Origin of the sequence: Flavobacterium sp. PMTSA4, from assembly GCF_032098525.1 — a bacterium.
GTDB classification, from domain to species: Bacteria; Bacteroidota; Bacteroidia; order Flavobacteriales; family Flavobacteriaceae; genus Flavobacterium; species Flavobacterium capsici.
The window spans coordinates 1,864,637-1,885,978 of sequence record NZ_CP134890.1; the positions used below are offsets into that span (position 1 = coordinate 1,864,637).

The 21,342-nt window shown below is 30.8% G+C and carries 18 protein-coding genes; 17 read left to right on the forward strand and 1 reads right to left on the reverse strand.

The genetic code is table 11. The features are described 5' to 3' along the window. Nucleotides 1-80 precede the first annotated feature (80 nt). The 12 genes from polA (at nucleotide 81) to RN605_RS08705 (ending at nucleotide 15,801) form a co-directional block, all read left to right on the forward strand. Nucleotides 81-2,936 carry a DNA polymerase I gene (polA, locus tag RN605_RS08650; RefSeq protein ID WP_313324231.1) on the forward strand — a complete coding sequence of 952 codons (2,856 nt, stop codon included), beginning with the start codon at nucleotides 81-83 and terminating at the stop codon, nucleotides 2,934-2,936. 109 nt (nucleotides 2,937-3,045) lie between these two features. Further along, complete coding sequence (locus tag RN605_RS08655) at nucleotides 3,046-3,948, forward strand: nucleotidyltransferase domain-containing protein (RefSeq protein WP_313324233.1); 903 nt, start codon at nucleotides 3,046-3,048, stop codon at nucleotides 3,946-3,948. Next, a complete protein-coding gene (locus RN605_RS08660) occupies nucleotides 3,941-5,404 on the forward strand; it encodes a B12-binding domain-containing radical SAM protein (protein WP_313324235.1) in 1,464 nt (487 codons plus the stop codon). Before RN605_RS08655 ends, RN605_RS08660 begins: the two co-directional genes overlap by 8 nt. Beyond that, nucleotides 5,394-6,161, forward strand: a complete 768-nt coding sequence (locus tag RN605_RS08665; RefSeq protein ID WP_313324236.1) for a class I SAM-dependent methyltransferase — start codon at nucleotides 5,394-5,396, stop codon at nucleotides 6,159-6,161. Before RN605_RS08660 ends, RN605_RS08665 begins: the two co-directional genes overlap by 11 nt. Further along, nucleotides 6,158-7,522, forward strand: a complete 1,365-nt coding sequence (locus tag RN605_RS08670; protein ID WP_313324238.1) for a B12-binding domain-containing radical SAM protein — start codon at nucleotides 6,158-6,160, stop codon at nucleotides 7,520-7,522. Before RN605_RS08665 ends, RN605_RS08670 begins: the two co-directional genes overlap by 4 nt. Before the next feature lie 4 nt (nucleotides 7,523-7,526). After that, a complete protein-coding gene (locus RN605_RS08675) occupies nucleotides 7,527-9,038 on the forward strand; it encodes a hypothetical protein (protein ID WP_313324240.1) in 1,512 nt (503 codons plus the stop codon). A gap of 13 nt (nucleotides 9,039-9,051) precedes the next feature. Next, a complete protein-coding gene (locus RN605_RS08680) occupies nucleotides 9,052-10,173 on the forward strand; it encodes a hypothetical protein (RefSeq protein ID WP_313324241.1) in 1,122 nt (373 codons plus the stop codon). Continuing rightward, the gene (locus RN605_RS08685) at nucleotides 10,166-10,912 is read left to right on the forward strand and encodes a glycosyltransferase family 2 protein (protein ID WP_313324243.1); all 747 of its coding nucleotides are present in this window, start codon (nucleotides 10,166-10,168) and stop codon (nucleotides 10,910-10,912) included. The genes RN605_RS08680 and RN605_RS08685 overlap by 8 nt, the downstream gene beginning before the upstream one ends. Next, the gene (locus RN605_RS08690) at nucleotides 10,909-12,465 is read left to right on the forward strand and encodes a glycosyltransferase family 87 protein (RefSeq protein ID WP_313324245.1); all 1,557 of its coding nucleotides are present in this window, start codon (nucleotides 10,909-10,911) and stop codon (nucleotides 12,463-12,465) included. Before RN605_RS08685 ends, RN605_RS08690 begins: the two co-directional genes overlap by 4 nt. Beyond that, complete coding sequence (locus tag RN605_RS08695) at nucleotides 12,462-13,625, forward strand: polysaccharide biosynthesis protein (RefSeq protein ID WP_313324247.1); 1,164 nt, start codon at nucleotides 12,462-12,464, stop codon at nucleotides 13,623-13,625. The genes RN605_RS08690 and RN605_RS08695 overlap by 4 nt, the downstream gene beginning before the upstream one ends. Further along, entirely contained in the window at nucleotides 13,615-15,138 is a 1,524-nt protein-coding gene (locus RN605_RS08700) for a B12-binding domain-containing radical SAM protein (protein ID WP_313324249.1), read from the forward strand. Before RN605_RS08695 ends, RN605_RS08700 begins: the two co-directional genes overlap by 11 nt. After that, the gene (locus RN605_RS08705) at nucleotides 15,139-15,801 is read left to right on the forward strand and encodes a methyltransferase (RefSeq protein WP_313324251.1); all 663 of its coding nucleotides are present in this window, start codon (nucleotides 15,139-15,141) and stop codon (nucleotides 15,799-15,801) included. On the opposite strand, the gene RN605_RS08710 is transcribed toward RN605_RS08705, so the two are convergent. Further along, a complete protein-coding gene (locus RN605_RS08710) occupies nucleotides 15,782-16,807 on the reverse strand; it encodes a LacI family DNA-binding transcriptional regulator (RefSeq protein WP_313324253.1) in 1,026 nt (341 codons plus the stop codon). The genes RN605_RS08705 and RN605_RS08710 overlap by 20 nt on opposite strands. Before the next feature lie 176 nt (nucleotides 16,808-16,983). On the opposite strand from RN605_RS08710, the gene rplM reads away from it, so the two are divergent. The 5 genes from rplM to RN605_RS08735 all read left to right on the forward strand — a co-directional run bounded on the left by rplM (nucleotide 16,984) and on the right by RN605_RS08735 (nucleotide 21,284). Beyond that, nucleotides 16,984-17,439: a 50S ribosomal protein L13 gene (gene rplM / locus RN605_RS08715; protein ID WP_313324255.1), complete on the forward strand. Its 456-nt coding sequence runs from the start codon at nucleotides 16,984-16,986 to the stop codon at nucleotides 17,437-17,439. Further along, nucleotides 17,439-17,825: a 30S ribosomal protein S9 gene (rpsI, locus tag RN605_RS08720; protein WP_313324257.1), complete on the forward strand. Its 387-nt coding sequence runs from the start codon at nucleotides 17,439-17,441 to the stop codon at nucleotides 17,823-17,825. The genes rplM and rpsI overlap by 1 nt, the downstream gene beginning before the upstream one ends. A 151-nt stretch (nucleotides 17,826-17,976) precedes the next feature. Next, nucleotides 17,977-18,762 (forward strand): 30S ribosomal protein S2, encoded by a 786-nt coding sequence (gene rpsB, locus RN605_RS08725; RefSeq protein ID WP_313324259.1) that lies wholly within the window; start codon nucleotides 17,977-17,979, stop codon nucleotides 18,760-18,762. A gap of 120 nt (nucleotides 18,763-18,882) precedes the next feature. Then, nucleotides 18,883-19,713 (forward strand): translation elongation factor Ts, encoded by an 831-nt coding sequence (gene tsf, locus RN605_RS08730; RefSeq protein ID WP_313324261.1) that lies wholly within the window; start codon nucleotides 18,883-18,885, stop codon nucleotides 19,711-19,713. A 236-nt stretch (nucleotides 19,714-19,949) separates the two neighbouring features. Continuing rightward, nucleotides 19,950-21,284, forward strand: a complete 1,335-nt coding sequence (locus tag RN605_RS08735) for a fibrobacter succinogenes major paralogous domain-containing protein (RefSeq protein WP_313324263.1) — start codon at nucleotides 19,950-19,952, stop codon at nucleotides 21,282-21,284. Nucleotides 21,285-21,342 lie beyond the last annotated feature (58 nt).

Here is a 21,342-nt window from a genome sequence, read left to right on the forward strand (position 1 = left end):
ATTAAATATTATTTAACTTAATATTTTAATTCTCTTTTTAGCTTAGTTTAACTATTTTTACGTTTTATATAAATTATACTATGTCAACTCAAAAACGCCTTTATCTTCTTGATGCTTATGCTCTAATTTTTCGTGGTTATTTTGCCTTCATTAAAAATCCTCGTATCAATTCAAAAGGAATGGATACTTCAGCTATAATGGGTTTTATGAATGCTTTAATGGATGTAATCAAACGAGAAAAACCAGACCATTTAGCGGTTGCATTTGACAAAGGTGGAAGTGATATCAGAAATGAAATGTTTCCAGAATACAAAGCAAATAGAGATGAAACTCCCGAAGCTATAAAAATTGCTGTTCCGTATATTCAAGAATTATTAAAAGCGATGCATATTCCAATTATGGAAAAAGCAGGTTATGAAGCCGATGATTTGATTGGAACATTGGCAAAACAAGCAGAAAAAGAAGGTTTTCAAGTTTTTATGGTTACGCCAGATAAAGATTTTGCACAATTGGTTTCTGAAAATATTTTTATGTACAAACCTGCACGAATGGGTAACGACATTGAAATTTGGGGAATTCCCGAAGTATTAGAAAAATTTGAAATCACTAATCCGTTACAGGTAATTGATTACCTAGGAATGATGGGCGATTCTGCCGACAATATTCCTGGTTTACCTGGTGTTGGCGAAAAAACTGCTAAGAAATTCTTAGCTGAATTTGGCTCATTAGAAAATCTTTTGGAGAATACACATCAATTGAAAGGCGCAATCAAAGAAAAAATTGAAGCCAACAAAGAACTCGGATTACTTTCAAAAAAATTAGCCACAATTCTACTCGATTGTCCGGTGACTTTTGATGCAAAAGACTTTGAACTCTCAAAACCCGATGTTGAAAAAACTGATGCTATTTTTCAAGAATTAGAGTTTCGCCAAATGAAAGCTCAGTTTGATAAATTTTTTGGAACAGGAAAAGAATATGACGAAATTGAAACCAATGGAAACAATAATTCTACTCCACAAACAACCAAAAAAGCTACTCCAAAAAAAACTAATGAAGACCAAATGGATTTGTTTGGTTTTTCGGATGAAGATTCAAATGATTCTACTTCACATTCTGGTTATGCAACTTTAGAAACTACATCACATTTATATCAAATTGCTCAGGGTGATTTTGCCGCAAAATTATTAATACAAAACCTTATGAATCAAACATCTGTCTGTTTTGATACTGAAACCACAGGGATTGATGCATTAAACGCTGAGTTAGTTGGAATGTCTTTTTCTTATGAAAAAGGAAAAGCTTTTTACGTTCCATTTCCTGAGAATCAAAAAGAAGCACAAATTTTAGCAGATAAATTCAAACCATTTTTTGAAAATGAAAGCATTGAAAAAATTGGTCAAAACTGTAAATATGATTTAAAAGTTTTAGCAAATTATGGTATTCAGGTGAAAGGTAAATTGTTTGACACCATGATTGCACATTATTTAATAAATCCCGACATGCGCCATAATATGGATGTTTTAAGTGAAACGTATTTAAAATATTCACCAAAATCAATTGAAACTTTAATTGGTAAAAAAGGTAAAAACCAATTATCAATGCGTCAAGTGGAAATTGAAGCAATAAAAGAATACGCAGCAGAAGATGCTGATATTACGCTACAACTAAAACAACATTTTCAACCTATTTTAGAAAAAGTTGGCACCAAAAAATTGTTTGATGAAATAGAAATTCCATTAATTCCTGTTTTGGCTGCTATGGAAATGGAAGGCATCAACCTTGACGAAGATTTCTTAAAGAAAATGTCCATCGAAATGGCTAAAGAAAGTAGCGCTTTAGAACAAAAAATCTATGAAACAGCTGGAGAGAAATTCAATTTGGCATCACCAAAACAATTAGGTGATATTTTGTTTGAAAAATTAAAAATTGGAGGTGCAAAACAAAAGAAAACCAAAACTGGTCAGTATGCAACTGGAGAAGAAGTATTGAGTTATTTGGCAAAAGATAACGAGATTGTTCGCGATATTTTGGAATGGCGACAAATGGTAAAATTACAAAGCACATATATTGACGCTTTACCTGAACAAGTAGACAAAAAAACTGGTCGTGTTCATACCGATTATATGCAAACAGTTGCTGCAACGGGAAGATTGAGTTCTAACAATCCGAATTTACAAAACATTCCAATCCGAACAGAACGTGGACGATTGATTAGAAAAGCATTTATTGCTCGTGATGAAAACTACACGTTACTTTCTGCCGATTATTCGCAAATTGAGTTACGAATTATTGCAGCACTTTCAGGAGAAGAAAATATGATAAAAGCATTTCAAAATCATGAAGATATTCATAGAAGTACCGCTGCAAAAGTATTTAATGTTGCTTTAGAAGAAGTTACTAAAGAACAACGTAGCAATGCAAAAACGGTGAACTTTGGAATTATTTATGGTGTTTCTGCTTTTGGACTTTCCAATCAAACCGATTTATCGCGTTCTGAAAGTGCCGAATTGATTGATGCCTATTATAAAACTTATCCGAAACTTAAATCATACATGTCAAATCAAGTTGATTTTGCTAGAGAAAATGGTTTTGTTGAAACAGTTTTAGGAAGACGTCGTTATTTAAAAGATATCAATTCTGCCAATGCAGTTGTTCGTGGTGCAGCCGAACGAAATGCAGTGAATGCACCAATTCAAGGTTCAGCAGCAGATATTATCAAAATTGCTATGATTAATATTCATAAAAAATTGACTTCTGAGAACTGGAAATCAAAAATGCTATTGCAAGTGCATGATGAGTTAGTTTTTGATGTTCACAATAGCGAATTGGAAAAAATTCAACCGATGATTAAATATGAAATGGAAAATGCATTCAAACTTGATGTTCCATTAGAAGTAGAAATGGGAATGGGTAAAAATTGGTTGGAAGCACATTAATTAAACATTAATTCTTTAATTATTTAACGCAACCATATCTTTAAAAACTAATCTACACTTTAGTAAGTAGTTTCTATTTACTATATTTAACCAACAAAAAACCAAAATTGTGGATAGTTTAAAGACCATATTGTACTTTTCTATTTTTAGATATCCATTAAAATTAGAAGAAATCCACAGTTATAATAATCATACTGATATTGACGAAACATTCAATGAACTTCAGTATTTAATCAACGAAAAAATTGTTACAAAAATTGACGATTTCTACGTTTATGGTACCGATTTAGATAGTGTAACCAAAAGACTAAAAGGAAATTTACAGGCAAAAAAAGCTTTAATTAAAGCAAAAGAAAGAGCAAAATTTATTTCAAAATTCCCATATGTTCAATCTGTTGGCGTTTCAGGTTCATTGTCAAAAGGTTATTTTGATAATGACAGTGATATAGATTTTTTTGTAATCACAAAACCTGAAAAACTTTGGATTTGCAGAACTTTATTAATGCTTTATAAAAAAATATTCCTTCTCAATTCTCGTAAATATTTTTGTATCAACTATTTTGTTTCATCTTGTAGTTTGGAAATCGAAGAACAAAACAGATTTACTGCTACCGAATTGAAAACATTAATTCCATTGCAAGGAAAAGATGTGTTTAAGCAGTTTTACAACGAAAATAAATGGATTTATGATTATTTTTCAAAGTTTACACCCGAAATAAACTCAGTAGAAGAAACTCAAAAACCTTTTTTTTCAAAAACTATTGAATTTATCTTTGATAATAAAATTGGAAATAAAGTTGATAATGCTTTTAAAATAATTACGTTAAAAAAATGGCAATCAAAATTTAGTTATATGAATCAAACGGATTTTAAAATTGCATTAAAATCAACAAAAAACATATCTAAACATCATCCATCAAATTTTCAAAAAAAAGTAATTTTTTCACTTAACGAAAAACTCGAAGAAGTTCGTCAAAAATTTAATATTGAAATCATAAAAGAATATGTCTAACATTCTTTTTTCACATTCTTATTATTATAAACTTGACCCAAAACAATGGAAAAACAAAACGCCTTTTCCGCCTTTGGGAACTTTGTATGCAGCATCTTTACTTCGTGAAAATGGTTTTCAAGTTTCACTTTTTGACACCAACTTATTAGACAGTTCAACATCAATTGAACCAGTTTTAATAAACGAAACTCCCGATTATTTAGTCATTTATGATGATGGTTTTAACTATTTGACCAAAATGTGTTTGACCAATATGCGCGAAGCTTGTTTTGAAATGATTCAATTAGGAAAAAAACACAATTGCACCATAATTATTTGTAGTTCCGATTCAACCGACCATTATGAAGAATATATTGAAAAAGGAGCTGATTTTATTCTTCTGGGCGAAGGTGAAATAACGCTTTTAGAACTTTTAAAATCATTAGATAAAAATGAGTCAATTGATAATTTAAAAGGAATTGTATTCAAAAGCAATAATAAAATTCAGGTCAACAACAAAAGAGAAGTTTTACAGCATTTGGATGATTTGCCTTTGCCTGCTTGGGATTTGGTTGACATTGAAAGTTATAAAAATATTTGGAAACAAAGTGGACAAGAATTTACGTTAAACATTGCTACGACTCGTGGTTGTCCTTATAAATGTAATTGGTGCGCCAAACCTATTTATGGTAATCGTTACAATGCACATTCTCCAGAATATATTGTTAAGGAAATTAAATTTTTAAAAGAAAAATTTGGAGTTACACGATTTTGGATGTGTGATGATATTTTTGGTTTAAAACCAAATTGGGTTCAAGAATTCAACAAAAATTTAATAGACCATAACTTAAAAATCAAATATTACATTCAAAGTCGAGTTGATTTATTATTGAAAGATGACACCATTGATTGCCTAGCAGAATCTGGTTTAGAAGAAGTTTGGGTTGGAGCCGAAAGTGCTTCACAAAAAATCCTTAATGCCATGGACAAAGGCACAACTGTTGGACAAATTTATCAAGCCACAAAACTTTTGAAAGCTAAAAATATTCGAATTGCTTTCTTTCTACAGTTTGGCTATTTAGACGAAAACCAGCAAGATATTCAAAAAACAATTGAAATGGTCAAAGAACTAATGCCTGATAATATTGGTATTTCTGTTTCTTATCCTTTACCTGGCACGAAGTTTTACAACAAAGTAAAAGACGATTTAAAACTCAAAGCCAATTGGACAGATTCTGATGATTTTGACATGATGTTTAATGGAACTTATAACACAAATTATTATCGAAAATTGCAACGTTTTGTACATAAAGAATTCAGAAAGCAACAAGGTTTTCAAAATCTGAAAAATGTTTTTTCAAAACCAAATACCATTACCGTTACCAGTTTAAAGTCAATTGCAAAACTTGCTTATTATATTCCTAGTTCATTTTTAGATTCCATTTTGCTAAAAAAACTTCAACACCATGGAAGCTAGTTTTGATAAAGCAGCGTCAAACTATGACGAAACATTTACCAATTCAGAAATTGGAAAAATTCAACGCCATTTAGTTTATACCGAACTTTCTAAACACTTAAATTCCATTCAAAATATACTTGAAATCAATTGTGGAACAGGCGAAGATGCCATTTGGTTGGCAAAACAAAACTTCAACGTAACGGCTACCGATATTTCGCCAAAAATGATTGAAATAGCAAAAAGTAAAGCCAACCTTAACTTCAAAACTGCCGATATCAATTCGATTACAAAAACTTTTGAAGGTGAAACTTTTGATTTAATCTTTTCCAATTTTGGCGGATTAAATTGCTTATCAAAATCGGAATTCGAAAATTTCTTTGCAAATATTAGCTCAATCCTTTCTGAAAAAGGCAAAATGGTTTTGGTTATTATGCCAAAAAACACCATTTGGGAGCAATTTTATTTCTTAATAAAACTTCAATTTTCATCAATTTTCAGAAGAAAAAAAGAAAAAGTAATTGCTAATGTTGATGGAGAAAATGTAGCAACTTACTACTATAACCCAAAAGATATTGTAAATTTAGCAAAGCAAGATTTTGACTTAATAAAGTATAAACTAATTGGTTTTTTTGTTCCGCCATCTTATTTAGAAGCTTTTTTTAAAAATAAAAAATGGCTGTTGCATTTTTTTAACAAGATGGAAAATAGAATTAAAAATTGGTCATTCCTATCAAAATATGCTGATCATTACATCATAACATTGCAAAAACGATGAATATTCTTTTTACACATGCTTATTATTTGTCTGATGATCCAAAAGAACAGAAGATAATGAAACCTTATCCACCATTAGGGTTATTGTATGTTTCGGGATATTTGAAAAGCAAAAATATTGACAATGATGTATTTGATACCACATTTTCAAATCAGGCTGAACAACTTAAATTCATTTTAGAAAAGAAACCAAAAATCATTTGCATTTACACTAATTTGATGACTAAAATTGAAGTCATTAAACTGATTAAAATACTAAAAACCGAAAAATATAGCTTCCAAAAAATTGTCCTTGGCGGTCCAGATCTTACCTACAATGTAGAAAATTATCTCAAAGCTGGAGCTGATTTTTTAGTCATTGGCGAAGGTGAAGAAACCACATTTGAACTCTATAATGCCATCGTTAATAATTATAATTTTAACGAAATTGATGGAATAGCTTTTTTGGAAAATGGAACAATTGTTCAAACAAAACCAAGAACCAAATTTAAAGAATTAGACCAATTGCCGTTGCCCAATAGAAAAGCCATCAACATGCAAAACTATTTAGACACTTGGAAAACTAATCACGGGCAAAGTTCGATGACAATTTCAACACAACGCGGTTGTCCGTACACCTGTAAATGGTGCAGCACAGCGGTTTACGGGCAAAGTTATAGACGTCGACCAGCAAATCAAGTGGCGGAAGAAATGAAAATGTTGAAAGAAAAATACAATCCCGATGCAATTTGGTTTGTTGATGATGTTTTCACGGTTAGTCATAAATGGTTGTTGTCTTTCAAGGAAGAAGTTTTAAAGCAAGAAACCATAATTCCTTTTGAATGTATTACAAGAGCTGAACGATTAAATGATGAAATTTTACAGCTTTTGAAAGATGTTGGCTGTTTTAGAATATGGATTGGTGCAGAAAGTGGTTCTCAAACCATAATTGATGCCATGGACAGGCGTGTTGATGTCAATCAAGTAAAAAAAGTAATTCAGGATACGAATGCTATTGGTATTGAAACCGGAACGTTTATCATGCTAGGTTATCCTGGAGAAACGGAGAAAGATATCACGGAAACTATTCAATATTTGAAAGATGCCAATCCAACTTTGTACACCATAACCATTGCTTATCCTATCAAAGGAACGAGTTTGTATAACGAAATAGAACACAAAATCACACAACAGCCTGATTGGGAAACCTCAACCGATAGAGAGATTGATTTTGCACGAACATATTCGAGAAAATATTATCAATATGCTGTGAGCAAAGTGGTGAACGAAGTCGAATTTCATAAAGCAAAATCAGGATTGAAAGCCTTGAAATTGAAAACCAAATCCATTTTGGCTAGTGGAATGATGAAAATTAGTAAATAATCATTTGAAAAAAGAAACCACATATCTTGTTTTATTAACAGCCATTTTTTTTGTGGTTAGTTTTTTTGGCATTTTGCATCACGAATTATGGTTAGATGAAGCGCATCACTATCTTTTAGCTCGAGACAGCAATTCATTTTTAGAATTAATTCAAAATACAAGATACGAAGGTCATCCAATTCTATGGAATTTATTACTCTATGTCTTAACCCGATTTACCTTGAATCCTTTTTGGATGCAATTTTTGCACATTTTGATTTCGACTTCTGTTGTCTATATTTTTCTTCGAAAAGCTCCATTTTCATTAGTATTTAAAATTCTTTTCATCTTTGGATATTTTATGATTTTCGAGTACAATTTGATTAGCCGAAATTATATTTTGGGTGTTTTATTCTTGTTTTTAGCTTGTACTATTTTTGAAAAACGGAAAGAGAAATTTCTACTCTTATGCATTTATTTAGCTTTAGCAGCCAATATTCATTTAATGTTTAGTGTTATAGCTTTTGCAATTTTTTTGACTCTTTTACTTGAAAATTATCTTGACAAAGAATTATTTAAAAAGCTTTATTGTATTGGATATTTAATTTTCGGCTTTGGAATACTATTGACTATTATTCAAATTATTCCTCCAGATGATACTCGTTTTTTTGAGAGAATTGATGATATGTCATTTGACGAAAAATTCATTAAAGGATTCGTTTCACTTTTCAAAGCTATTGTCACAATTCCAGATTTTAGGACAATCCATTTTTGGAATTCTAATCTTTTGGTTAATCTCAGCAAACCTTTTTCAGCAGTTTTAGGTTTGTTGACTTATTGTATTCCGTTGCTATTATTTTATAAAAATCGCAAAACGCTTTTCTTTGTTTATATTGGATTGATTGGTGTTCAGGTTTTCTTTTTTGTTACCCAAATAAGTGCCACAAGATATGACGGAATGAATTATTTAATAATCATCATCGGGATGTGGATGGAACATTTTTATCCTTCAGAAGACTATAAAATAAGAGATTATTTGAGTTCATTAAAATTAACTTTATTAAAAAACCCAATTTTATACAGCATTTTAATTATTCAATTTTTTAGTGGAATTTATGCTTATGCCGTGGATTATAAATATCAATTTACATCTTCCAAAAAAGCGATTGATTATTTAAAAGATAACAAGTTAAACAACAATAAAATTATAACTATTACTTGTGATGGAACAGCTATTAGTCCATATTTAAAAAAGAAAGTTTATTTTCTCAGCGAAGGCAGTTACCAAAGTTATTGTTATTGGAATTTTGATAACGTCCTCAATATCTCCGAAAAAGATATCTCAGAAATGTTAACCAATTATATTGATTCAAACGATTATGCCATTTATGTTTCTAACTATCCAATTACAAAAAGTTTAAAACAAAACATTTGGGAAAAAATCAATGAAAAAGTAAAAATTAGATTTATCAAAAAGTACGACCAAAACATTGTTCGCAATTCCTATTATTATATTTATGAAGTTAGTAAAATATAATTCTTTTTAAACTATGAAAAAGTTAGTTCTATTTCTTATCACTTTCTTCATACTGTCATGTACTAATGATAGCTATTCCGATTTAATAGAGAATGAAACAACTATTAATCTAAAATGGAATAAAGCGTATACTGATGATACCATAGATAAATCTCTTATCGGTCTAAAATGGGCTTTGTCTTATATTGGTGCCACTTTACCAAGCTCAAATACAGGTTTTAGAAATACTGATAATAGTATTACCATCAACATAAAGCATTTAGGTTTTTCAGAACAAGCTCAAGAAAAATTATTAATATTATCAGAAAAAATTAAAGCAACTTCAGAATATCAACTTAATAATTCAATTGATTTAGGAAGGTATGTTTCATTGCTTCTTGGTGCATCAGAACATTACTATGAGTTTATTGGAACACCAAAAACTTTGAATGAAGTTTTAAATAATTATACTCTTTTACCTCAAAAAGGTTATGTAAATAATTCAAGTGTTTCACTAGAACATCGTATCATTCAATTTTCAGAGCAAAATGGTTTTAATCAATTGTTTATTTCCGAAGAAATTAGCCCAATTACAGGTGAAATTTATGAATATGAAACTATTGAACTATTACCAAATGGCCAACTGCGTTTTGGAATTTTTGACATTGCAGGAAATAGAAAACCAAATGCAGATGCAACTCATTCAAATGCGGGAAAACCTGCTAAATGCATGTGGTGCCACGAATCAAGTATCAACCAAATGTTTAATCCACAAAATGATTTTCCTGGATTTTTGAATTTCAATGAATTTCAAAACACACTTATTAATTATAGAGAAAACAACCGAACACAAAAATTAGCGTTGACAAATGGTGTTAATTTTTCAGAAACACAACAACACACTTTGACTGAATTATTATATATTTCTTTTATGGAACCATCTGCAGAGCGTTTAAGTTTAGAATGGAACATGCCTTTGAATCAAGTTCAAAATCTGCTTTCGGGTTTGTCAACTCACGTTTATGATGAATTTCCTTTTTTGGGAAATCTTTACAATAGAAATGAAGTGGAATTTTTTGCTCCATTTCAAGGTTTAACTGTTTCGACTAATGTTAGAGAAGAATCAATCAATGAAGTAAATCATTTAAATGATTAATAACAAAAAAATAGTAGTTGTATTGCCAGCGTATAATGCTGAAAAAACTCTTCAAAAAACATTTGAAGAAATTCCTTTTGAAATTATTGATGATACAATTATTACAGATGATTTTAGCAATGATAACACTATTGAAATTGCAAAAAAATTAGGTATAAAGCATATAATCGCTCACAATAAAAATAAAGGTTATGGTGCAAATCAAAAGTCTTGTTATAAAAAAGCTTTTGAATTAAAAGCAGACATCATTGTAATGTTACATCCAGATTATCAATATTCACCAAAGTTAATTCCTTCGATGTGTGATTTGGTAGCCAATAATTCTTTTGATGTAGTTTTGGGCTCAAGAATTTTAGGAAAAGGTGCTTTGCAAGGAGGAATGCCTTTATATAAATATATCTCTAATAGAGTTTTGACATTTATCCAAAATATTTTAATGAATCAAAAACTTTCAGAATATCACACAGGTTATCGTTGTTTTGATGCTAAAATTTTAGAAAAAATAGACTTTGAAAACAATTCAGATGATTTTGTTTTCGACAATGAATTTTTAGCGCAATGTTGTTATTTGAAAGCTCGAATTGGTGAAATTTCTTGTCCAGCTAATTATTTTGAAGAAGCAAGTTCAATTAATTTTAAAAGAAGTATTACCTATGGTTTCGGTGTTTTACGAGTTTCTTTTTCTTATTTCATCCATAAAAACAAATTATGGTCATTTTCTCTTTTTAAAAATCTATGAAAAGAATATTTTTAAAATATTATCCTTTTCTTCCTTTGCTTCTACTTTGTGGCTATTATTTGCTTCAAGCAACTCATTTTCCTATTCATGATTTTTCTAATTATTATTTTGGCGGAAAGTTTTTAACTGAAGGAAAGTTCAATTCAAACATCTATTTTCCTTATGAATTCAACAAAGCAATTTCAGATTTAGGTTACTCTGGAATTTTTGCGAGTTATGCACCGAATACGCCTTTTTTAGCTACTATATTTTTGCCGTTTGCTTTTTTTTCTTTAGGTGTAGCCAAATTAATTTTCAATAGTGTTTCAATTATTTTACTAGTTTTTAGTCTTTTCAGATTATTCAATTACTACAAAATTGATTGGCGCTATGCTTTGCTGATTCCAATACTGTTTTTGGTACCGATAAAAAACAGTTTGCTGTTTGGACAAGTTTATTTTTTACTTTTCTTTTTATTAACCGAAGGTTGGCTGGCATGTGAAAAAAAACAATGGAAATTGATGGCATTCTTTTGGAGTTTCGCTATTTTATTTAAAGTATTTCCTGTGCTGATTGTTGCGCTTTTATTGTTTAGAAAACAATGGAAACCATTATTATATCTAACAATTTCTTGTTTCTTGCTTTTTGGAATTTCAGTTATATTCACAGGAATTGACATTTGGTTTTTTTACCTAAAAGAAGTTTTGCCTAAAGTTTCAAACGGTGAAATCGCAACCAGTTTTGTCGACAATTACCAATCGGTTTTTATGTTTTTGAAGAGGGTTTTTGTGTATGAATCTGTTGAAAATCCAAATCCATTTATTCATGCTTCAAGCTTATTTCCTATTATTGTTTTTGCTTTCAAAATTGGAGTACTAACTATTGGCTTTTTTGTTTCCAAAAGAATTTCAAATAGTTTTTTTGCATTCGCATTTTGGGTTATAGCAATGATTTTGCTTTCGCCTTATGGAAGTACTTATACTTTCATCTTACTGTTGTTTCCTTTTTTGGCATTGTTAAAAAGTGGTATTTCAAAAATTAAAAAGATTGTTTTTTGTGGTTTATTGTTTTTAATCAACAATCTTCCGCTGTCGTTTTTTATTGAATATGACTTTCCGTTTTCTTATTTGAGATTGTTTTTATTACTTTCTTTTTCCGTGTTTTTTGTGGTTGCAGCATTTCAAAAATCAGTTTTAATAAAAACCTTCATCTTTGGTTGTATTGTGTTTGCCATTGGAACTTTTCTAAAACAATCAGCACCTCAAAAAAATGAAAGCTTTCTACCCGTTGAAAGCCCAATTTTGATTTATGATTATCAAATCAGCAGCGATGAATTGACTTATTTTTATTGGAACGAAAAAGGCAAAAACAAAGTCATCATTGCTTTTAAAAATCAAGACTCAAAACAATTAGAAATCAAAAACAATCAGATTTTTATCAATCATAGACAACTAACCTTTGACAAAAATCATAAGCTAAAACCAATTTTAATTGACAACAAAACGATACTTTATCTTTCAGATTATGATAGAGGCATCGGTTTTTACACGCTAAGAAAAATCGAATTACATTGAAAAATAAATCATTAAAAAAGTTAAGTTTAATTTCAAGCAATGCTATCCGACAAGTGTTGGTTTCGTTATTTGGTTTAATTATTCCTTTTTTGGTTATCCATTTTTCAGACAAAGAAATCTGGGGATCATTCGTCTCAATTCTTCTCTTTTCGTTACTTGTTTTACAATTTATCAATTGGGGAAATAAAGAATATTTGCTCCGGAAATTCAGCGAACAGCCAAATAAAATTGGCGCAGCTTTTTCTGAAAATATGACGACGCGATTTCCGTTGGTTGTAATTTTTTCGATTACAGGCTTTTTGTTTTTTCCAATTCAGTTTGGGTTTTGGATTGTAATTTGGCTTGTTGGAAGATTTCTAAATCATTCGGTTGAAGCTTTGATTTTGTTCCAAAAGGAATTTGACAAATCGATTGTAATTGAAGTTGGTAGTTTTATAATTTTTGGTGTTTCTTTTTATTTTTTAAAAGCCAAAATTGATGTTTATAGTTTGCTCATTATTTATAGTTCATATCAATTTTTCAAAGGTTTTTTCTATTTTATAATTTTCAAAAAATTCTTTTTATTACAAAAATCAGTTTTTAAAATTGATTATTTCAAATCATCTTTTCCTTTCTTTTTATTGTCAATTTTAGGATTTCTGGCCTCTAAAATTGATGTGTATATTATTGAAAATATAGGCAATAATACCATCACTGCCGAATATCAAATTATCAATAGTTTGTTAGTTTTCACAATGTCGATAACGGTTTTCATATATGCCCCATTTACTAAAATGTTGTACAGAAACACCGATAATGTTATTGAAAAATCACAAAAAGCATTAGCAACAATTGGTCTCGTTATTGTCCCGGTTGCTTTGTTTGTGATTTCCATTATCCTTAAATATTATATCAAAACAAATTTTGGCTTTATTTTCTTTTTAATTGCCTTTATGTATGTTTATCCATCCTATGTATATGGATTGGATATTGTAAATTTGTTTAAACAACATCAAGAAAAAACAGTTGTTCGCAACCTTCTTTTAGGAGTAATAACAAATACGCTTTTAAGTTCGTTGTTTTTATATTTAGATTATAGTATTGTTGGCGTTTTATTCGGCAGTGCTTTAGCTCAGGTTTTGGTTTTAATTTTATTTAAATTTAAAAATATTGTCTCTTAACAAAATAATCATATTCAATCCCAAAAGTGCCAACGGTAAACACCGAATTCCAAATTCGATTTTGCAAGTTGGTGCCGCTATTCATGGAAAATATGATTATGTTTTTGTGGATGGAAATTTAGAAAAAAATCCTTGGGAAACCATTGAAAATTATTTAAAATCGGGCGAATTCAAATACTTTGGTTCTACCGTTATGCCTGGACCACAATTACGTCAGGCGATTCCGTTTACCAAAAAAATAAAAGAATTATATCCCGAAACCATTACCATTTGGGGCGGCTATTTTGCCGCCAATCAATACAAAGTTTCTTTGGAATCTGGTGTTGTAGATTATGTAATTAATGGTCCAGGCGATGTGGCTTTTCCTTCTTTGATTACGACTTTGGAACAAAATAAAAAAGAAGAGATTTTCTTAATCAAAAACCTTATTTATAAAGACGCTAAAGGTGAAATCATCAAAACGGCTGTTGAAGCTTTGCTTGACCAAGACACTTTGCCGAAATTTCCTTATGAGTATTTAAATTCTTTTTATCCCGTTAAAAATTATTTGGCCAAAACCTTTATGGGTAATAAAACTTTATCCTATCATTCAAGTATGGGTTGTCCTTTTTCGTGTTCATTTTGCGCTGTGGTTCCAATTTACAATGCCAAATGGAAAGGCATGTCGGCTGCGAGAATTTACGAAGATGTCAAATATTTCAAAGACAAATACAATATAGACGCAGTAGAATTTCACGACAATAATTTCTTTACTTCTAAAAAACGAGTGCTCGAATTTTCAGAACTGATTATGAACGATAACATCAGTTATTGGGGCGAAGGCCGAATCGACACTATTAATATGTATAGCGATGACGACTTAAAATTGATGCGAAAAGCAGGTTGCAAAATGATTTTTCTTGGTGCCGAAACTGGAAACGATGCTGTTTTGAAACAAATGAATAAAGGCGGAACGCAAACCGGGCAAATGATTAAAGATTTTGTACTTCGAATGAAAAACGCTGATATCATTCCCGAACTGTCTTTTGTATTAGGAATGCCTGCCAAAACGGAGAAAGAAGTCCATGACCAAATTCTCTGGGATATCAATTTCATCAAAGAAATCAAAACCATCAACCCAAATGCCGAAATTATCATTTATTTGTTTAGTCCAGTGCCAACAGAAGGTTCAGACTTATACAAACAAATTCTAGATGCAGGATTTTCTTTTCCAACACAATTAGAAGATTGGATTTCTCCAAGTTGGGAAAATTTCGATTTACGTAAAAATCCTTTAACGCCTTGGTTAAAACCTTATATGATTGACACTATTAAAAATTTTGAAACGGTTCTAAACGGCTATTATCCCACTGTTTCAGATTTCAGAATTCGTGGATTGAAAAAAACCATATTAACATCTGTTGCTAGTTTAAGATACAAAACCGGTTTTTATCATTATCCATATGAAATCAAGGCTTTGCAAAAACTATGGAAATACAGACAACCTGAAATTGAAGGGTTTTATTCTGAATAGATGAGAGCATTTTTAAAAAAAATAACGCATCCATTTTTGAAATTTGGTTTAAATAAATTCTATTCTAAACCAAGAATTTTTTCTTTTCAAAACATTCAAATAAGAGTACATCCTGATGTATTTCCTCCACAAATGACTTTCAGTACCAAAATACTTTTAGATTACATTGAAACTTTAAACTTAGAAAATAAAAGACTCTTAGAACTAGGTTGCGGAAGCGGTATTATTTCACTTCTAGCTGCAAAAAAAGGAGGAATAGTTACAGCTTCAGATATTAATGAAATAGCTTTAAATTATTTGAAGAAAAATGCTTCTAAAAATCATTTGAAATTAAAAATTATTTATTCTGATTTATTTCAAAATTTAGATAATCAAACTTTTGATTATATCCTTATCAATCCACCCTATTATCCTAAAAAAGCAAATACTGTTAAAGAACAAGCATGGTTTTGTGGTGAAAATTTTGAATATTTTGAAAATCTATTTTCACAGTTGACAAATTACTTATCATATGAAAATAACTGCTTGATGATTTTATCTCAAGATTGTGAAATTGAAAAAATAAAAGCTATAGCATTAAAAAATACAATAGCTTTTGAACTCGTCCTCGAAAAAAAACATTTGGTTGAAACCAATTATATTTTTAAACTAACTTCTTCGTAGAATCTCTTTGACGCAATTCTGTTTTTACTGTTGTTGTCGAAAAAGTTAATTTATCATCTTTACTTTCTAACTTATCAATTAATAATCTTGTCGCAACTTCGCCTATTTCAGGACCATGTTGACTAACTGTAGATAAACTCGGCGTCATTCTTCGAGACCAAACTCCATCAGCAAAACCTATAACCGATAGTTCTTCTGGTATTTTCATTCCTTTTTTCAAACCCATTTTCATAGCTGTAGTAGCTGAATGTTCATCTAAAGCAAAAACGGCATCTACATTATTATTCTCGAAAAAATCTTTTACCAAAATATCAAACTCATCTACATTGTCTGTTTGAATTATTAATTTTTCATTTACTTTCAAACCTTTCTGTTCAAAAGCTTTGTAGAAACCTTGTGCTCGTAAGTTTGCAACGCTTAATTGTTTTATAGTTGTAAACAATGCAATATTTTTACAACCTGTATCTATTAAATGATTTGTTGCATTAATAGCACTTTCATAATCATCAACAATTACTTTATCACAATTTACCTCATCAGCAATGCGATCAAACATTACCATTGGTGTACCTTCATTAATAATAGATATTAAATGATCAAATTGTTGTAATTTTTGAGCTTCTTTAGAAATTGATAAAATAAAACCATCGATAGTTCCGTTGCTTAACATTTCTAAAATATTGATTTCTTTTTCAAGACTTTCATTTGAAATACATGTAATTACTTTATATCCTTTTTCATCAGCTACTTTTTCAATTCCCGTAAAAACTTTTGCAAAAAAGGAATTCAATATATTAGGAATTACAACTCCAATCGTTTTTGTTTTTCTGCTTTTTAAACTTAATCCAATAACATTAGGCTTATAGTTTTTCAATTTGGCATATTCTTGAACACGTTGCTTGGTAGGTTCACTAATTTCTGGGCTACCATTCAATGCTTTTGAAACTGTGGAAACGGAAACTCCTAACTCTTTAGCAATTTGTTTTAATGTGGCTTTTGGTTTCATTTTGTATAGTTAAAGTGTAAAAATAGGAAAATATTTTTTTAGAAATGATAATCATTCTTTAAATCACTGAAAAGCAAACTAAAAAGATTTTATATCAGTGTTTGTTTAATAAATAAATAATTGTACTTTTGCACTCCCGTAATTGGGAATGGAATGTTTAATTAAAATAAATTATTGTGAACACATTAAGCTACAAGACAGTTTCAGCAAACAAAGCTACCGCAGACAAGCAGTGGATTGTTGTAGACGCTGAAGGTCATAACTTAGGTCGTTTTGCTTCAAAAGTTGCGATGCTTTTAAGAGGTAAATACAAGCCAAGTTATACACCGCACGTTGATTGTGGAGATAACGTAATTGTTATCAACGCAGAGAAAATCAACCTGACTGGAAACAAGTTAGATGACAAAACGTACATCAGACACACAGGTTATCCAGGAGGACAAAGAAGCTTGACTGCAAAAGTAATGCAACAAAAAAACCCTGCATTATTAGTAGAAAAAGCTGTAAAAGGAATGTTACCTAAAAATAAATTAGGTGCTGAATTATTCCGCAATTTAAATGTAAATGTTGGTTCTGAGCACAAACATGCAGCTCAACAACCAAAAACCGTAAACCTTAACGACTTAAAGTAATGGGAGTTATTCACAAAATCGGTAGAAGAAAATGTGCAGTTGCACGTGTTTATGTTTCAGAAGGAACAGGAAAAATTACCGTAAACAAAAGAGAGTTTGAAAACTACTTCCCAACACCTACTTTACAGTACAAAGTATTGCAACCAATGTCTATGACAGAAAATGCATCTAACTTTGATGTAAAAGTAAATGTATATGGTGGTGGTTCTACAGGACAAGCAGAAGCTGTTAGAATGGCTATTGCTAGAGCAATGTGTGAAGTGGAAGCTGAAAACAGAGCAATCCTAAAACCAGAAGGATTATTAACAAGAGATCCAAGAATGGTAGAACGTAAAAAATTCGGTCAGAAAAAAGCGCGTAAGAGATTCCAATTCTCTAAACGTTAATATTCAGATTTATTTTTACAAATTAAAATTGAAATTAATAAAGTTGCCGATATTCTTTTTATTGAAAAAGGAATTAGTTTAGCATCTAAATGAAGCCAAAAGCAAATAGCTAAAGGAACATTGCTAATCACGGAACGTAAACTATTACACAATGGCAAACAAAATTGAAGTAAAAGAGTTATTAGAAGCTGGTGTTCACTTTGGACACATGACTCGCAAATGGGATCCAAATATGGCTCCATACATTTATATGGAAAGAAATGGTATTCATATCATTAATCTATATAAAACAGCAGCAAAAATTGAAGAAGCTAACGAAGCTTTGAAAAAAATCGCTGCCTCTGGTAGAAAAGTACTTTTTGTAGCTACCAAAAAACAAGCAAAAGACATCGTTGCAGATAAAGCTGCAGCTTGTAACATGCCTTACATCACTGAAAGATGGCCAGGTGGAATGTTAACTAACTTCGTTACTATCAGAAAAGCGGTTAAAAAAATGGCTGCAATTGATAAAATGAAAAAAGATGGTACATTCAATACACTTTCTAAAAAAGAAAGATTACAAGTAGATCGTCTACGTGCAAAATTAGAGAAGAACTTAGGTTCTATCGCTGACATGTCAAGATTACCTGCTGCATTATTTGTAGTAGATATCAAAGCTGAACATATCGCAGTAAAAGAAGCACAAAAATTAAACATTCCAGTTTTCGCAATGGTTGATACTAACTCTGATCCACGTGAAGTAGATTACGTTATCCCAGCCAATGATGATGCTTCAAAATCAATTGATAAAATTTTATCTTTAGTAACAGCTGCTATCGTTGATGGTTTAGCTAACAGAAATTCTGATAAAGATGCTGAAGTTGAAACTCCAGAAGTAGAAGCTACTACTGAGGTTGAAACTCCAGTTGCTTCAACTGAATCTTCAACTGAAGAATAAATAAAACAAAATAATTACGAATTATGAATTGAGAATTACGAATTATTTTGACTCGTAATTTTAAGTTCGTAATTCGTAATTTAATTTTAAAAGATTTTTAATTTAAAAAACAAAAATATTATGTCAACAATAACTATTACTGCTGCAGACGTAAACAAATTAAGAACTACCACTGGTGCAGGAATGATGGACTGTAAAAAAGCTTTAGTAGAAGCTGAAGGTGATTTTGATAAAGCTATTGAAATCCTTAGAAAAAAAGGACAAAAAGTTGCTGCTAACCGTTCGGATAGAGAATCTACAGAAGGTGCTGCAATTGCTGCAGTTAATGCTGATAAAACTTCTGGAGTAGTTATTACATTAAATTGTGAAACTGACTTCGTAGGTAAAAATGAAGGTTTCGTAAAATTAGCTACTGATTTTGCTAACCAAGCTTTAAACTATGATTCTAAAGAAGCTTTTTTAGCTTCTGATTTCAATGGAATCACAGTTGCTGAAAAATTAATCGAGCAAACTGGAGTAATTGGAGAAAAAATCGAAATCGGTTCTTTCGAAAAATTAAACGGTGCTTTTGTTGGTTCTTACATTCATGCTGGAAACAAAATTGCTACTTTAGTTGCTCTTTCTGCTAACGTTGCTGGTGCTGAAGAAGCTGCAAGAAACGTTGCGATGCAAGCCGCTGCTATGAACCCAATTGCTTTAAATGAAGAAGGTGTTGATGCTGCAACTATTGAAAAAGAAATCGAAATTGCTAAAGATCAATTACGTCAAGAAGGAAAACCAGAAGCAATGTTAGATAATATTGCTAAAGGAAAATTAAACCGTTTCTTCAAAGACAATACTTTGGTAAACCAAGATTACATTAAAGATGGTTCTATGAGCGTTGCTGCTTATGTAAAATCTGTTGACGGTGGTTTAACTGTTACAGGTTTTTCAAGAGTTGCTCTTGGATAATTTTTAATTAAAAAACATCAAATAACAAAACCTCATTTCAATATTGAAATGAGGTTTTTACATTTTAAAAAGGAAAGAATTGTAAAATCAATTTTTACTGAAATCTTATTGAACTAATAACATGCAAAAACATCGTCGCAATAAGTTATTTAATCAATTCTTTTTCTATTTTTGCTTTCATCAAAGTCCAAATTATTGGACATAATCGTGATTTACTAAAAAACTTTAACCAAATTATGAAATATTTCAAATTAACCTTGTTATTGTTAACTGTATTTACATTAACAAACTGTACTTCAGATCCTGACAACGTTGGTTCAGATCCGCAAATTCCAGGAACAGGTATTACCATTGCTAGTATTGCAACTACAGATGTGTCAGATATTACTTTTACAACTGCAATTTCTGGAGGAATTATTACTTCAGATGGTGGTTCACCAATTTTGGATAAAGGAATTGTATGGAGTCTAAATGAAAACCCGACAACCGTTTTAGGAACCAAAACTAATGAAGGAACAGGAATTGAAGCTTTCTCAAGCAATATGGTTAATTTAGAATCAAATAAAACCTATTATGTTAGAGCATATGCTCGAAACGGAAAAGGAATTGCCTACGGGAATCAAATAGAGTTTCAAACTCCACTTGACGAGAATTTATTACCTCGCGTAGCAACAACTATTGCCACAGAAGTAACTACTAATTCTGCAAAAACTGGTGGAAATGTAACTGCTAATGGATTCGCTCCAGTAACTGCACGTGGTGTTGTTTGGACACTAGATCCTGATGTTCCACCTACTACAGATATAAATTTAGGAATTACTACAAATGGCTCTGGAATTGGTCCATATGTTGACATTTTATCAAATTTAACTCCTAATACGACTTATCACCTTAGAGCTTATGCAAAAAGTTCTTATGGTACTGGATATGGAGAAATTGTAACATTTACAACTAGTCCATTATTATACACTGTTGGAATAGGAGTTACTGATATTAATGGAACTGCCTATAACTCAGTAATACTTAATGGTCAAGAATGGACAACCAAAAACCTTAGTGTTACCAAATATAGAAACGGAGATGTTATTCCTCAAGTTCAAGATGCTACTCAATGGGCAGCATTGACTACCGGAGCTTGGTGTTATTATTCATATCAAACGTCTAATGGAACTGTTTATGGAAAATTATATAATTGGTATGCTGTTAATGACCCAAGAGGACTTGCTCCTACTGGATGGCATATTCCAACAAATTCTGAATGGATTTCATTAATAGATTTTCTTGGAGGTTCACAAGAAGCAGGTGGATTACTGAAAGAAGCTGGCACTTCTCACTGGCAAAGCCCTAATACTAATGCAACAAATTCTAGCGGAATAACAGCACTTCCAGGAGGTTATTGTATGGCTAACGGCTCGTTCAGTAGCTTAGGCACAATTGGTTATTGGTGGGTTGCTGACAGCTATAACTCAACAAATGCTTGGTGTGCTGGTTTATACCATAACACTAAAACTATTTCTCGAGCACCAATTGATAAAAAACAAGGATTTTCAGTAAGAGTAGTGAAAAACTAAACTCTTTCAAAAAATATTTTAAAGCCTCGAAACAACAATGTTTCGAGGTTTTTTGATT